The following is a 14,761-nucleotide window of genomic DNA, read 5'->3' as shown; positions in this document are numbered from 1 at the left end:
GCGGCGGGGCCTCGTCGCCGGCATGGGTCACCTCGTGCTCAGCGCTTGGCCTGGCGGGGGACCAGGACCTCCTCGTAGATCAGCAGTAGCCCGGCGGCCGTGGGGATGGCCAGCAGGGCGCCGAGCACACCGGCGAGGGTGCCGCCGACCAGGGCGGCCACCACGGTCACCGCGCCCGGCACGGAGACGGTGCGCTTCATGATGCGCGGCACGATGAGGTAGTTCTCGATCTGCTGGTAGATGCCGTAGTAGGCCAGCACCACCAGCGCGGTCTGCGTCGAGTGCCCCAGGGCGATGGCGGCCACGAGCACCGCGCCGATGGTGGCGCCCACCATCGGGATGAGCCCGAGGAAGCCCACCAGCACCGCGAGCACGGCCGCGTAGGGGATCTGCAGCAGCGTCATCATGACCCAGCTGCACAGGCCGTTGATGGTGGCCACCATGAACTGCCCGGCGGCGTACCCGCCCACGCGCCGCATGATCTCCTCGGCCAGCTCCTCCACGCGCTCCCGGCGCGAGGCCGGCACGAGGGCGTACCCGGCGCGCTTGGTCTGCGGCAGCGTGGCCAGGAAGTACAGGGTGAGCACCAGCACCGTGAAGGCACCGAACGCCCCGGCGGCCAGCAGCCGGCCGGCGCCGAGCACCCCGCCGGTCACCTGGCTGGTGAGGTCTCCGGAGCTCACCCGCTTCTGCAGCTCGTTCTGGAAGCGGTCGGTGAGCTGGAAGTCGCGGTCGGCCTGCTGGATCCAGTCCTGCTCGAGGAAGCGCTGGGTGTAGGTGGGGGCGTCGTAGAGCAGGGCGGTGGACTCGTCCACGATGGGCGGCAGCACGAGCGCGCCGATGCCGGTGAACGCCACGAGCAGCCAGAGGAAGACCACCGCCACCGCCCCGCCGCGGCGCAGCCCGCGCAGCATGAGCTTTTCCACCAGCGGGTTGAGCGTGAGGGCGAGGAAGACCGAGACCACCAGCAGGGTGAGCACGAAGCCCAGCTGCCGGGCGGCCATCGCCATGGCCAGAGCGGTGAGCACGCCGAGCGTCGCCACGAAGCCCACGACGAAGGGTCGCTGGGCGTGACGCGGGGCCTCGGGCGTGGGTGCGGTCACGGTGGTGGGGCGGGGCCGGTGGGGCGTCGCCGGCGGCCTCAGTGGCCCTCGGCCGACGGCTCGACGAGCTCCACCAGCACGCCCCCGGCGTCCTTGGGGTGGATGAAGTTCACGCGGCTGTTGCTCGTGCCGCGGCGGGCGTCGTCGTAGAGCAGGCGCAGGCCGCGCTCGCGCAGGGTGGCGCTCACGGCGTCGATGTCGTCCACGCGGTAGGCCACCTGCTGCATGCCCGGGCCCTTGGAGGCCAGGAACTTGGCGATGGTGGAGTCCGGGGTGAGCGGCGCCAGGAGCTGCACGTGGGAGTCGCCGATGCGCATCATGGCCTCGCGGACGCCCTGCTCCGGGTTCTCCTCGGTGTGCGCCAGCTCCATGCCCAGCACGTCGCGGTGGAAGGCGATCGCCTCGTCGAGGTCGGCGACGGCCAGCCCCACGTGGTCGATGGCGGTGAAGAGGCTCTCGGTGGAGGCAGTCGGCTGCATGGGCCACAGGGTAGTGGGGGCCACCGACGACCTGACAGCCCGGGCGTGGCGCGGGTCACACGGGCGTTAGGCTGCACCGCAGCGAGCACGCCGGACCGCCGGTCCGCGCGCGCCCCGACCCCGCCCGATCCCCTCGTCCCGTGGAGGAAGCATGTCCGACAACACCACCGTCATCGTCGCCGGAGCGCGCACCCCGATGGGTCGCATGCAGGGTGCGCTGGGCAGCCTCTCGGGCGCCGAGCTGGGCGGCGTGGCCATCAAGGCCGCCCTGGAGCGCGCCAAGGTCTCCCCGCAGGACGTGGACTACGTGGTGATGGGTCAGGTGCTGACCGCCGGCGCAGGCCAGATCCCCGCCCGCCAGGCCGCCGTGGCCGGTGGCGTGCCGATGGACGTACCCGCGCTCACCATCAACAAGGTGTGCCTGTCCGGGCTCAACGCCATCGCACTGGCCGACCAGACCATCCGCGCCGGCGAGTTCTCCTGCGTGGTGGCCGGCGGCCAGGAGTCCATGACCAACGCCCCGCACCTGCTCCCGAAGTCGCGCGGCGGCTTCAAGTACGGCGACGTGACCCTCAAGGACCACATGGACCTCGACGGCCTGTGGGACGCCTTCACCGACCAGGCCATGGGCGGGCTGACGGAGTCCGCCAACACCGACGACCACAGTGGCGCCCTGACGCGCGAGGAGCAGGACGCCTTCTCCGCGCGCTCCCACCAGCGCGCCGCCGAGGCCGCCGGCAAGGGCGTCTTCGCCGAGGAGATCGCCCCGGTGAGCGTGCCGCAGCGCAAGGGCGACCCCGTCGAGGTGACCGCCGACGAGGGCATCCGCCCGGACACCACCACCGAGTCCCTGGCGACGCTGCGCCCGGCGTTCAGCAAGGACGGCACCATCACCGCCGGCAACGCCTCGCAGATCTCCGACGGCGCCTGCGCCGTGGTGGTCATGAAGAAGGCCGATGCCGAGGCCGCCGGCCTGGAGTGGCTGGCCGAGGTGGGCGCCCACGGCGTGGTCTCCGGCCCGGACTCCAGCCTGCAGATGCAGCCGGCCAACGCCATCCGCGCCGCGCTGGCCAAGGAGGGCCTGTCCGTGGAGGACGTTGACCTCTTCGAGATCAACGAGGCCTTCGCCGCCGTCGGCATCGCCAGCGCCCGCGATCTGGGCGTCAGCGAGGACAAGGTCAACGTCAACGGCGGCGCCATCGCCATGGGCCACCCCATCGGTGCCTCCGGTGCGCGCCTCGTGCTCACCCTGGCGCTGGAGCTCAAGCGCCGGGGTGGCGGGGTCGGCGTGGCCGCCCTGTGCGGTGGCGGCGGCCAGGGCGACGCGCTCGTCGTCCGCGTGCCCCGGGCCTGAGGGCGGGGCACGTGCTCGTCGCGTTCAGCGTCGCCCCGTCGTCCGGGGACCCCGACGGCGGGGTGAGCGAGGCCGTGGCGCGCGCGGTGAAGGTCGTGCGCGCCTCGGGCCTGCCCCACCGGACCGACGCCATGTTCACCACCCTCGAGGGGGAGTGGGACGAGTGCATGGCGGTGGTCAAGGAGTGCGTGGAGGTGCTGGCCGCCGAGTCGCCCCGCGTCTCGCTGGTGCTCAAGGCCGACGTGCGCCCCGGGTGGACCGGGCAGCTGGAGGCCAAGGTGGAGCGCGTGGAGCGGCACCTGGCCGACGGGGACGTCTGAGGGCAGCCGGGGCCGGGCCCGGCGGCGACTCGTAGGCTAGGGCCCAGACGGGGCGATGCAGCCCCCTGCCCGATCCCGACGCCCTTCCCAGGAGGAAGCATGACCTCCCAGCCCTTCCCGCGCGGTCTGCGCGGCGCCGTCGACCTGACCGGACTCAAGCAGCAGCAGGTGCAGCAGGCCACCGCCGCCGCGCGCGCCGGCGCCCAGCCCGGTGGTGCCCCCGCTGGTGCGGGCTCCGGCGCCCCGGCCGGCGGTGCCGCCGAGCCCGGTGCGACCCTGCCCGCCGGGGACGCCCGCGCCACCGTGGTGGCCGTGGACCTCACCACCTTCGAGGAGGTCCTGCGCGACTCCATGACCGTGCCGGCGGTGCTGGTCCTGTGGAGCCCGCAGCAGCCCGGCGCGCTGGAGTACGTGCAGATGATGGAGCGCGTCGCGGTCTCCATGGAGGGTGCCTTCCGCCTGGCCACCGCCGACGTGGGTGCCCAGCCGGAGATGCTCCAGGCCTTCCAGATGCCGGAGCTGCCCGAGCCGTTCACCATCGCCATCCTCGGTGGGCAGCCGATGCCGCTGTACCCCGGTGCCCAGCCGGAGGACGAGGTGCGCGCGGTGATGCAGAACCTGCTGACCGCCGCGGCGGAGAACGGTGTGACGGGCCGCGCGATGCCGGGGGTCTCCGGCTCGGTGTCCGAGGGTGTGCAGGCCGGCGCGGGCGCCGAGGCGGCCCAGGAACCCGAGGAGCCCCTCTCGCCGCACCTGGAGGAGGCCTACGCCGCCATCGACGCCGGTGACTTCGATCGCGCCGTGGCGGCCTTCGACGCACGCCTGGCCGAGGAGCCGGGTGACGAGGAGGCGCGTCTGGGGCGTCAGCAGGTGGTGCTGCTGGCCCGGGCCGGGTCGCTGGACGCCACCGCCGTGCGCGAGGCCGCGGCCGCGAACCCCACCGACGTGCAGGCGCAGCTGCAGGCCGCGGACCTGGACATGCTCGGGGGCCACGTGGAGGACGCGTTCGAGCGCCTCATCGACACCGTCAAGGTGACGGCCGACGACGACCGCACCGCGGCCCGCGAGCGGCTGCTGGAGCTCTTCGAGATGGTCGGCTCGGCCGACCCGCGCGTGCGGACCGCGCGCAGCAAGCTCATGAGCGCGCTGTTCTGAGGGGGCGTGGGGCCCAGTGGGTCCTGTGCCGGCCGAGGGCCGTCGACTGCTGCGGTGGTCGGCGGCCCTCGGGTTCTCCCGGGCAGGGGTCACGCCGGGAGCAGTACAGATGTTGCATGTCACATCGGGTGTGTGTATGGTGGAAGCGTCGGCAGCGGAGCCGGCGCCGGACGTGGGCAGGACGACCGTCTCAGGGGGTGATGACGTGGCCACGGCTGTGGGGGAGGGGCCGCTGGGGGTGGTTCCCGGCATCGGCCGCGCAGGGCAGGCGGCAGCCGTCGCCCGGCGGGCAGCGGGCCTCGTGGGGGACCTGGAAGGCCTGCGCACCGGGTTGTGGGCGCTGGGGTCCGACGACCTCGCCGAGGTGGTGGGGGTGCTCGGGAGGCTGGTGCGGGCCGCGGAGGCGGCAATGGCGGGAGTGACCGCCGAGGCCGTGGACAGGGGAGTGGTCCGGTCCTCGCGTGCGGCCGGCACCACGGCGTGGGTGCGCCAGAACGCGGGGGTCACGGAGCCCGGGAGGGCACACGCCGTGGCCTCGGTGGCCGAGGCGACCCTGGAGCGGGGCACCGAGTCGTTGGCCGCGGCGGTCTGGGGTGGGGGAGTGAGCGTGGGGCACGCGCACACCATCCTCAGGGAGTCACGCAAGGTGCTGCCGGTGCTGCCCGGGGCTGACCGCAGCGAGGTGCTCGGGTACTACCTGCAGCGGGCCGGTGTGCTGGACGAGCCGGGGCGCGCGGGCACCACCCGGGAGGCGCTGCTGCAGCTCACCAGGGAGGTCGTGGCCCGGTTCGGGCAGGACGCCCTGGACCACGAGGACGAGCGGGCCAAGGAGTGCTCGTCGCTCACCGAACGGAGACTGCCCACGGGGTTGGTCCGGTTCCAGGTCGACCTCAACCAGCCCGATGCCGCCCGCTTCCGCCGGGCGGTGGACGGGCTCGCGGGGCCGCGGTCCCGTGTCACCGAGGACGGTCAGCGCGTGCGTGATCCGCGGTCGGCCGCGCGACGGCGGGCCGACGCATTGCTGGAGATCGTGGAGCGGGCCCAGGCGGCGGACACCTCCGCCACGGCCGGCGGGTGCGGGCTCGCCGGGTCCACCACCCTCATCGTGACGATGGACCACCGCACCCTGCAGGAGGGGCTGGCACAACTCGCGCCCAGGCGGCGGGGATGGGGGCGCGGCCTGCCGGGGCCGGTGGCCGACGCGGGCCGTACGGCCTTCGGCACGACCACCCGTGGCGAGGTGCTCACCCCTGCCGAGCTGCGGCAGATGGCCTGCGACGCCGACCTCGTGCCGGCGGTGCTGGGCACGGATTCCGCGCCGCTCGAGCTCGGAAGGTCCGACCGCTTCGCCAGCGGGGCGCAGCGGGCGCACGCCGCACTCCGGGACGGCGGGTGCACCTTCCCCGGCTGCGACCGACCGCCGGAGTGGTGCCACGCCCACCACGTCGTGCACTGGGCCGACGGGGGGCCGACGGACGCGGACAACCTGGCACTGCTCTGCGAGAGGCACCACACGGTGGTGCACCGCGACGGCCTCACCGCCTCGCTCGAGGACGGGTGCTGGGTGTGGCCCGACGAGCGGGCCGGTCCCTGAGCCCGGAGAGGAGGCAGGGGTGGCCGGTTGGGCAGAGGAGTGGCTGGTTAGGCAGTGGAGCCTGGCCAGGTAGAGCGGCGGCTGGTCAGGTCGTGGGGCGGCCGGTCAGCCGGCGGTGCTCTCAGCGGGCCTGCTCGTCCCCGCCTGCCTGCCCGTCCAGTGCCTCCCCGTCCGGGCCCTGCGGGTCGTCGGTCACCGGGACGAACCACACCGCACCCAGCGGCGGGACGCGCACCACGGCCGAGGCGGGCAGGCCGTCGGTGGGCACCTCCTCGGCCACCACCTCGCCCGGGTTGCCCACACCGGAGCCGCCGTAGCGGGTGGCGTCGGTGCTGAGCACCTCGCGCCACCGGCCGGCGTGCGGCAGGCCGACGCGGAGGTCCTCGTGGGGTCCGTCGGAGAAGTTCACGACCACGGCCAGCGTGCCGCCCGGGGCCGCCGGGTCGTGGCCGGTGCGCAGGAAGCTGATGACCTGGCCCGCGGCGTTCTCGGAGTCGATCCAGCGGAAGCCGGCCGGGTCGTGGTCGAGCTGCCACAGGGCCGGCAGCTCGGCATACCGGGCGTTGAGGTCCTGCACGGTGGCGCGGACGCCGGCGCGCAGCGGGTCGCCGTCGATGTCGAAGTCCAGCGACGCGCCCTCGGCCCACTCGCGTGGCACGCCCAACTCGGAGCCCATGAACAGCAGCTTCTTGCCCGGGTGCGCCCACATGAACGCCAGGTAGGCCCGCACGCCGGCGTACTTCTGCCAGGTGTCGCCGGGCATCTTGGTCACCAGCGAGCCCTTGCCGTGCACCACCTCGTCGTGGCTGAGGGGCAGCACGTACCGCTCGGAGTACGCGTACGCCATCGAGAAGGTGAGGTCCTGGTGGTGGAGACGCCGGACCTCGGGGTCCCGGGCCACGTACTCCAGCGAGTCGTGTATCCAGCCGGTGTTCCACTTCAGCGAGAAGCCCAGCCCGCCCTCGTAGGTGGGGGTGGTGACCCCCGGCCAGGCGGTGGACTCCTCGGCCACGGTGACGATGCCGGGGTGCAGCCGGTGGGCGGTGACGTTCACGTCCTGCAGCAGCTGCACGGCCTCGAGGTTCTCCCGGCCGCCGTACTGGTTGGGGGCCCACTCGCCGTCGGCGCGCGAGTGGTCCAGATACAGCATCGAGGCCACCCCGTCCACGCGGATGCCGTCCACGTGGAACTCCTCCAGCCAGTACAGGACGTTGGCCACCAGGAAGTTGCGCACCTCGTTGCGGCCGTAGTCGAACACGTGGGTGCCCCAGTCGGGGTGGTCGCCGCGGCGGGGGTCGGGGTGCTCGTAGAGCGGCTGCCCGTCGAAGCGGGCCAGGGCCCACTCGTCCTTGGGGAAGTGGCCCGGCACCCAGTCCACGATGACGCCGATGCCGGCCGCGTGCAGCGCGTCCACGAGGTGGCGGAACTCGTCCGGCGTGCCGAAGCGCGCGGTGGGGGCGTAGTAGCCGGTCACCTGGTATCCCCAGCTGGGCGCGTAGGGGTGCTCGGCCACGGGCAGCAGCTCCACGTGCGTGAAGCCGCACTCGCGCACGTGCTCCACCAGCTGCTCGGCCAGCTCGCGGTAGCCCAGGCCGCGGCGCCACGAGCCGAGGTGCACCTCGTAGACCGACATCGGCCGGGCCAGGGGGTCCCGGGTGCCGCGCTGCGCCATCCACGCCTCGTCGGTCCAGCCGAAGTCCCGGGCGCTCGAGTCGTCCACCACCGATGCGGTGCCCGGCGGCACCTCGGCACGGCGGGCCATCGGGTCGGCCTTGGTCACGGTGGTGCCCTCGGCGGTGGTGATCTGGAACATGTACCGCTCCCCGGCGCCGACGCCGGGCACGAACAGCTCCCACACACCGCTGTCGCCCAGGCGGCGCAGCGGGTGGGCGGTGCCGTCCCACTGGTTGAAGTCGCCCACCACACGCACACCGCGGGCGTGGGGCGCCCACACGCTGAAGCCGACGCCCCGGGTGGTGCCCATCGGGCCCTCGACGCGGCGCAGGTGGGCGCCCAGCACGGTCCAGAGCCGCTCGTGGCGCCCCTCGCGCACCAGGTGCAGGTCCATCTCGTCGATGCCGGGCGGCTGGCGGTACCCGTCGTCCTGCAGACGCGGCTCGGCGGCCTGCCCGCGGGTTCTCGCCGCAGGGCCGGGCAGCGGCCAGACCACCTCGAGGCGGTAGTCGGTGGGGGCGACCCCGGGCAGGTGCGCCCCGAAGATCCCCTCGGCCTGGTGGGTGAGCTCGTGGCGCGACTCGTCGGGCAGCACGGCCACCACGCGACGGGCGCGGGGGCGAAGGGCACGGATGACCACGCCGTCGGCCACGGCGTGCAGGCCGAGCACCGCGTGCGGGTCGCTGCTGCGGCCCTGCACGATGCGCAGCGCCTCCTCGCGGCTCACCGCGGCGGGGTCGTCCTGGCCGGCGGCAGGCGAGGTGTCGCCGCCCGCGGGGGAGGCGTCACGGGGGCCGGTGGCCCCGGAGCCGAACGTGAAGCGCGTCGCACCGGCCCGGCGCGACCGGGTGGGGCCGGGCTCGTCCGCCTCGTCGGAGCGGGCGCGGACGTCGTCGGACCCCGGGCCGCTCACCCGGGAGCCGGGGGTGCCGTCCGCGACGGGGGAGGGGCCGTCGTCCCCCGACCCGCCCTCGCGCGCGTCGGCGGGCCCTGCGCTCGTCGTGCCCCCGGTGGCCCCACCGGCGACCGTCGGCCGCTGCGTGACGGCCGGGCTGAGGGTGATGCCCAGCATCCGCTCCAGGGCACGCACCGGGATGGCCGCCCAGTCGGGGCGGTTGCGGCGCTCGTGCACGGCCTCGTAGAAGGCCTTGTCCACCTCGAGTGCCTCCAGCAGGGCGCGGGGCTCGGCCGCCCGGGCACCGGCCACGGAGGTGTACCCCTCCAGGAAGGCCTCGCGCACGCCCTGGGCCCAGGCGTCCAGCTCGGCGCGGCCCGCGGCGTCGAGCGGCGTGCCGGCGGCCTCGGCCTCGCGCACCCGGGCGCCGGCCACGTAGTCGATGGAGCGCAGCATCCCGGCCAGGTCGCGCAGGGCGAGGTCGGGGGCGCGGCGCTCGCGCACGGGGCGCATCGGCTCGCCCTCGAAGTCCACCACCACCCAGCCGCGGTCGGGCACCTCCAGCACCTGGCCCAGGTGCAGGTCGCCGTGCACGCGCTGAAGCAACGGCCAGTCCAGGGCATCCAAGGCGTCGATGCGGGCGGTGGCCTCGGCGCGCAGCGGCTCCAGCTCGGGCACCTGCGCCAGGGCGTGGTCGAGCCGCGTGCGCATCCGGTCGGTCAGCTCGGTGCGGTGCACGGCGTCCACGGTCACGGTGCCCAGCGCCTCGGCCAGCTCGGAGTGCACCTGTGCCACGGTCTCACCCAGCCGGCGGGCCTTCTTGGCCATGCGCTTGCCCTTGCGGGCCGCCTTGTTGGCCACCGCCCAGGCGTCGGGGACGTCGCCGAGGTACTCGCTGGCGAAGGCCAGGTGGCCGGTGCGCTCCTCACCGGTCTCCGGGTCGGGCCAGGCGCCCTCCACCGAGCCCAGGGGCGTGGGGATGGAGGTGGACCCCCGCTTGGCCAGCTCCAGCTGCAGCTCGACGTCCGGGTTGGCGCCGGTCTGCACGACGCGGAACAGCTTGATGATGGCGGTCTCCCGCCGCGGGGCGTTGGGGCGTCCGCCGAGCGTGGTGACGATGATGGATGTGTTGGACTGGTGATCGGGGGGCAGCACCCGGGAGCCGGTGACGATGTACGGCGGCTTGTGGGGGCGGCGGGCCTTGAGCTGAATGCCCTTCATGCGCACCGGGTCCTCGCCCCAGCTCGTCTCGCGCTGCGCCATCGCCATGATCGCGGCCGCGTAGGCGGGGTCGTGGGCCGCGTCGTGCACCGTGCCCAGCTCGTCGGGGTCGTCCGAGAGGCCCATGCTGGCCAGCGGCACCTGCCCGAGGTGGCCGCCGGTCACCTTCTCGTCGGCGTCCACGGCCGAGCGCACCGTCAGCGGCACCTGGTAGATCGTCGCGGGCACGGTGGCGCGGTCGGCCACGTACACGGTGGACAGGGCCACGGTGCGCCCCTGCGGGTCCACGACGTCGCCCATCCGCACCGTGCCGATGCGCTGCAGTCGCGGCACGTGCCCGCTCCCGGTGAACCACCGCTGCTGGGGGATCCACTCCTCGAGGAGGTGCTTGAGGCTCTTGGTCGTCATGCGTTCTGCTCCCCGGTGGTGTCGTGTGCGGTGGACGGACGGTAGCCGGTGGCGGAGGCGCGCCCCACGGCGGTCGGGCCGAGGTGGCCGCGGCAGTGGTCTCCGTGACCAGACTAGGGGCTCACGGGCCGGCCGGGCGCCGGTCCTAGACTCTCCCGCCGTGATCCCCGCCCTGACCACCGCCCTGTTCCTGTCGCTGGCGCTGCTGTGCCTGGTGACCCTGCTGTACGCGGTCGTCAACCGGCCGGTCGACAACCTCGTGCTCGGGGTGACCGGCCTGGCCGCCGTGGTGCTGCTCGTGCAACTCGTGGTGGGTCTGGTGATGGCGGTGACCACCTCGTACGACATCCCCGCCTGGGAGTTCGGTGCCTACCTGTTCGGCATGGCGGCGCTGCTGCCGGTGGCCTTCCTCTGGTCGGTGGCCGAGCGCGACACCCGGTGGGGCATGGGGGTGCTCTTCCTGGCCGGTTTGGCGCTGCTCGTCATGGCGCAGCGACTGGTGGCCATCTGGTACCAGTTCCCCACCGTCCTCACCCCCTGACGTCCCCCCACCCACCCGGCCTCGCCGGCAGGAGCCACCCCGTGTCCAGCCCGTCCCGCACCTCCCGCACCGTCCCGTCGGAGCCCACCACCGGGCCCGAGCCCGTCAACCACCTCAGCCGCGGCTTCGGCCGGGTGCTCGTGGCCGCCTACGCCGTGCTGGCGCTCGCCGCCACGGGCCGCTCGGTCATGCAGCTGCTGGCCTACTTCGACCGCGCCCCGCTGGCCTACCTGCTCTCCACGGTGGCCGCGTTGGTCTACCTGGTGGCCACCGTGGGCATGGTGCGCGGTGGTGCCGCGGGGCGGCGGACGGCCCTCGGCGCGGTGACCTTCGAGCTGGTCGGCGTGCTCGTGGTGGGCACGCTGAGCCTGGTGGACCCGGGGCTGTTCCCGGACGAGACGGTGTGGTCGGTCTACGGCCGCCAGTACGGCTTCGTGCCGCTGGTGCTGCCGGTACTGGGCCTGTGGTGGCTCCTGCGAGGTGCCCGCTCCGAGCGGTGACCGGTGGGTCCTGCCCGGCGCGGGAGGGGCGTGGGCGTGGGCTGGGTCACGGACTGTAGTTTGGGGCCCATGACTGATCCCACGCAGCTCCCGAGCTTCCCCACGGGCGACGACGCCGGGCCCACCGGCTCCTCCGCGCCCTCCCTGCGCGACCAGGTGGTCACCCTGCTGGAGACCGACGGCATGTCGCCGCAGGTCGACGGCGACGGTGACGTGGCCTTCGAGGTGCAGGGCCAGACCATGTTCGTGCGCGTCACCGAGGGCGACGTCGACATCATGCGCGTCTTCGGCCAGTGGCAGATCGGCTCCGACATCCCGGCCGACGTCGTGAAGTGGCTGAACAACACCAACGACGTCACCCTGGGCGCCAACGTCGTCAAGATGGGCATCGTCGGCACCACCCTTGTGGTCTCCGGCGAGCACCTCGTGCTCAAGGGCGAGGGTCCCAGCCCCCGCCTGCAGCTGACCGTCAACATGATCATGCAGGCCGTGCAGGTGTGGCACGAGAACGTCATGAAGGACGACGTGCAGCACGCCACCGAGGCCGCCATCGGTGCCCCCGGCCCGGTGAGCCCCGGTCGCGCCGGCGCCGAGGCCGGCGCCCAGGGCCAGGCCGCCCAGGGCCAGGCCGCACAGCAGCAGGGGCAGCAGCCCGGCCAGCGGGGTGGCTCCTCGTCCTTCTCCCTGAACCTCGGTGACCAGGAGGGTCGCGCATGAGCACGCAGAACTGTGAGTTCGTCCGCCTCGAGGTGGCCGACGGCATCGGCACCATCCGCCTCGACCGCCCCAAGATGAACGCCCTGAGCACCCAGCTCCAGGACGAGATCGGCGTCGTGGCCCGCGAGGCCGCCGACCACCCGGACGTCGCCGCGGTGGTCGTGTACGGCGGTGAGAAGGTGTTCGCCGCCGGCGCGGACATCAAGGAGATGCAGAAGATGAGCTACGCGGACATGCTCGACCGCGCCGCCAAGCTCCAGGCCTGCCTCACCGCCGTGGCCGAGATCCCCAAGCCCACCGTTGCCGCCATCACCGGCTACGCGCTCGGTGGCGGCTGCGAGCTGGCCCTGGCCTGCGACTTCCGCGTCGTGGCCGAGAACGCCAAGCTGGGCCAGCCGGAGATCCTGCTCGGCGTCATCCCGGGGGCCGGCGGCACGCAGCGCCTGCCGCGCCTCATCGGTACTGCGAAGGCCAAGGACCTCATCTTCTCCGGCCGCCACGTGGACGCCGCCGAGGCGCTGTCCATCGGCCTGGCCGACGAGGTCGTGCCCGCCGAGCAGGTGTACACCGCCGCCGTGGAGCGCATGAAGCAGTACGTCGGCGGCCCGGCCGTCGCCCTGCGCGCCGCCAAGGAGTCCATCGACCGCGGCATCGAGGTCGACCTCACCACCGGGCTGGAGCTCGAGCGCATCGCGTTCGCCGGCCTCTTCGCCACCGAGGACCGCCAGATCGGCATGGACTCGTTCGTGGAGAACGGTCCGGGCAAGGCCTCCTTCGTCGGCCGCTGAGCCCACCGGGTGCGGGCGGCACCGCCCGCACCCGTGCACGGCACACCGCATCGGGCGGAACGTGACGTGCGACACTTGGAGGGCGCCCCGCACGGGGCGCCCTCCCCGCCATCGCCGGGGGACCGCACAGCGGCCCCGGCTGCACCAGCCATGAGAGAGGCGATCGATGAACATCGTCGTGTGCGTGAAGCACGTCCCGGACGCCCAGGGTGACCGGTCCTTCGATGACCAGGGCCTGACCGACCGCACCACGGACGGTCTGCTGTCCGAGCTCGACGAGTACGCGGTGGAGGAGGCCCTCAAGATCACCGAGGCCGCCGGGGACGGCCGCGTGACCGTGCTGACCATGGGCCCGGCCGCCGCCGAGGAGGCCGTGAAGAAGGCCCTGCAGATGGGCGCCACCGACGGCGTGCACGTCACCGACGACGCGCTGGCCGGCTCCGACGCCCTCTCCACCGCCGTGGTGCTGGCCGAGGCCGTCAAGAAGGTCGACGAGGTGGACCTCGTGCTCTTCGGCATGAGCTCCACCGACGGCGCCATGGGCGTGGTGCCCGCGATGGTGGCCGAGCTGCTCGGCGTGCCGATGGTGACCCTGGCCAACTCCGTGGAGTGCTCCGGCGAGACCGGCGGCACCATCACCATCAAGCGTGACACCGCCGAGGCCACCCAGACCGTGGAGGCCACCCTGCCAGCCGTGGTCTCGGTGACCGACCAGATCAACGAGCCGCGCTACCCCTCCTTCAAGGGGATCATGGCGGCCAAGAAGAAGACCATCGAGTCCTGGTCGCTGGCCGACCTGGGTGTGGACCCCTCGATGGTGGGTGCGGCCAACGCCTGGGCCGTGGTGGACGGCACCACGCAGCGCCCGCCGCGCGAGGCCGGCGAGATCGTCACCGACGAGGGTGACGGCGGCCAGAAGCTGGCCGACTTCCTGGCCCAGCGCAAGTTCATCTGAGACGCCCCGACGAGATCCAAGGAGTAGACGATGGGTGAAGTTCTGGTTCTGGTCGACCACGTCGAGGGCGACGTCCGCAAGACGACCTCCGAGATGCTGACCGCCGCGCGCCGCGTGGGTGAGCCGTCCGCGGTGTTCGTGGGTGCCGGCTTCGACGCCGCCAAGGAGGCCCTGGCCGCCGCCGGCGCGGAGAAGGTGTACCGCCTCGAGGCCGCCGAGTTCGGCGAGTACCTCGTGGGCCCCACCGCCGAGGGCCTGGCCCAGCTGGTGCAGCGCACCGGCGCGTCGGCCGTCATCGTGCCGTCCTCGCCGGAGGGCAAGGAGGTGGCCGGGCGCCTGGCCGTCATGACCGCCTCGGGTGTCATCACCGACGCCGTGGACGTGGAGGCCGCCGACGGTGGTGTGAAGGTCACCAAGTCGGTGTTCGCCGGTGGCTGGACCACCGCCTCGCACGTCGCCAAGGGTGTGGCGATCGTGTCGCTCAAGCCCAACTCGGTGACCGCCGAGCCGGCCCAGGGGGCGTGCGCCGACGAGGTCGTGGAGGTGGAGCTCTCCGACGTGGCGCGTGGCGCGAAGATCGTGGCCAGCGAGGAGAAGCAGGCCTCCGGCCGCCCGGCCCTCACCGAGGCCGCCATCGTGGTCTCCGGTGGCCGTGGCACCGGCGGTGACTTCGACCCGGTCGAGTCCTTCGCCGACTCGCTGGGTGCCGCCGTGGGTGCCTCGCGCGCCGCGGTGGACGCCGGCTGGTACCCGCACTCCAGCCAGGTGGGCCAGACCGGCGTGACCGTGTCCCCGCAGCTGTACGTGGCGGCCGGCATCTCCGGTGCCATCCAGCACCGCGCCGGCATGCAGACCTCCAAGACCATCGTCGCGGTGAACAAGGACGAGGAGGCGCCCATCTTCTCGATGGTGGACTTCGGCGTCGTGGGCGACCTGTTCGACGTGCTGCCGCAGGCCACGGAGAAGATCCAGTCCAGCAAGTGACCGCCGGGTCCTGACCCCGCGCCGGCCGGGCCGGAACCGACCCCGGCCGCGCCCGAGAACCGCACCGGTGCCG

13 protein-coding genes are annotated in these 14,761 nt (G+C 73.5%); 10 read left to right on the top strand and 3 right to left on the bottom strand.

Annotation, left to right across the window (positions count from 1 at the left end):
* Window positions 1-38: 38 nt before the first annotated feature.
* Complete coding sequence (locus ACFFHC_RS02915) at window positions 39-1,103, bottom strand: AI-2E family transporter (protein WP_379802886.1); 1,065 nt, start codon at window positions 1,101-1,103, stop codon at window positions 39-41.
* Between the two features lie 38 nt (window positions 1,104-1,141).
* Entirely contained in the window at window positions 1,142-1,582 is a 441-nt protein-coding gene (gene mce, locus ACFFHC_RS02910) for a methylmalonyl-CoA epimerase (protein ID WP_379802883.1), read from the bottom strand.
* A 151-nt stretch (window positions 1,583-1,733) separates the two neighbouring features.
* Between mce and ACFFHC_RS02905 the strand changes: the two genes are divergently transcribed.
* From ACFFHC_RS02905 to ACFFHC_RS02890, 4 genes are all read left to right on the top strand, one after another.
* Window positions 1,734-2,936 carry an acetyl-CoA C-acetyltransferase gene (locus ACFFHC_RS02905; RefSeq protein ID WP_379802880.1) on the top strand — a complete coding sequence of 401 codons (1,203 nt, stop codon included), beginning with the start codon at window positions 1,734-1,736 and terminating at the stop codon, window positions 2,934-2,936.
* An 11-nt stretch (window positions 2,937-2,947) separates the two neighbouring features.
* The gene (locus ACFFHC_RS02900) at window positions 2,948-3,256 is read left to right on the top strand and encodes a thiamine-binding protein (protein WP_070703495.1); all 309 of its coding nucleotides are present in this window, start codon (window positions 2,948-2,950) and stop codon (window positions 3,254-3,256) included.
* 99 nt (window positions 3,257-3,355) lie between these two features.
* On the top strand, window positions 3,356-4,411 hold the full coding sequence (locus ACFFHC_RS02895) for a tetratricopeptide repeat protein (RefSeq protein WP_379802876.1): 1,056 nt from the start codon (window positions 3,356-3,358) through the stop codon (window positions 4,409-4,411).
* 205 nt (window positions 4,412-4,616) lie between these two features.
* A complete protein-coding gene (locus ACFFHC_RS02890) occupies window positions 4,617-6,005 on the top strand; it encodes an HNH endonuclease signature motif containing protein (protein WP_379802873.1) in 1,389 nt (462 codons plus the stop codon).
* 121 nt (window positions 6,006-6,126) lie between these two features.
* Here ACFFHC_RS02890 and glgB read toward each other — a convergent pair whose 3' ends face one another.
* A complete protein-coding gene (gene glgB / locus ACFFHC_RS02885) occupies window positions 6,127-10,203 on the bottom strand; it encodes a 1,4-alpha-glucan branching protein GlgB (protein ID WP_379802870.1) in 4,077 nt (1,358 codons plus the stop codon).
* Window positions 10,204-10,363: 160 nt separating this feature from the next.
* Here glgB and ACFFHC_RS02880 point away from each other — a divergent pair, with 160 nt between their 5' ends.
* The 6 genes from ACFFHC_RS02880 (at window position 10,364) to ACFFHC_RS02855 (ending at window position 14,688) form a co-directional block, all read left to right on the top strand.
* On the top strand, window positions 10,364-10,744 hold the full coding sequence (locus ACFFHC_RS02880; RefSeq protein ID WP_070703590.1) for a hypothetical protein: 381 nt from the start codon (window positions 10,364-10,366) through the stop codon (window positions 10,742-10,744).
* A gap of 41 nt (window positions 10,745-10,785) precedes the next feature.
* Window positions 10,786-11,244, top strand: coding sequence for a hypothetical protein (locus ACFFHC_RS02875; RefSeq protein WP_379802865.1), 459 nt, complete (start codon window positions 10,786-10,788; stop codon window positions 11,242-11,244).
* A 69-nt stretch (window positions 11,245-11,313) separates the two neighbouring features.
* Window positions 11,314-11,961 (top strand): hypothetical protein, encoded by a 648-nt coding sequence (locus tag ACFFHC_RS02870; protein WP_379802861.1) that lies wholly within the window; start codon window positions 11,314-11,316, stop codon window positions 11,959-11,961.
* Complete coding sequence (locus tag ACFFHC_RS02865; RefSeq protein ID WP_070703586.1) at window positions 11,958-12,749, top strand: enoyl-CoA hydratase/isomerase family protein; 792 nt, start codon at window positions 11,958-11,960, stop codon at window positions 12,747-12,749. The genes ACFFHC_RS02870 and ACFFHC_RS02865 overlap by 4 nt, the downstream gene beginning before the upstream one ends.
* Window positions 12,750-12,915: 166 nt before the next feature.
* Window positions 12,916-13,704 carry an electron transfer flavoprotein subunit beta/FixA family protein gene (locus ACFFHC_RS02860; protein WP_379802856.1) on the top strand — a complete coding sequence of 263 codons (789 nt, stop codon included), beginning with the start codon at window positions 12,916-12,918 and terminating at the stop codon, window positions 13,702-13,704.
* A gap of 30 nt (window positions 13,705-13,734) precedes the next feature.
* The gene (locus ACFFHC_RS02855) at window positions 13,735-14,688 is read left to right on the top strand and encodes an electron transfer flavoprotein subunit alpha/FixB family protein (RefSeq protein WP_070703582.1); all 954 of its coding nucleotides are present in this window, start codon (window positions 13,735-13,737) and stop codon (window positions 14,686-14,688) included.
* The last annotated feature ends 73 nt before the right edge of the window (window positions 14,689-14,761 follow it).

The organism is Kytococcus schroeteri (assembly GCF_042433515.1).
In the GTDB taxonomy this organism is placed as follows: domain Bacteria; phylum Actinomycetota; class Actinomycetes; order Actinomycetales; family Dermatophilaceae; genus Kytococcus; species Kytococcus schroeteri.
The sequence above is the reverse complement of the archived record's forward strand: the minus strand, read 5'-3'. Positions and strand labels throughout refer to the sequence as shown.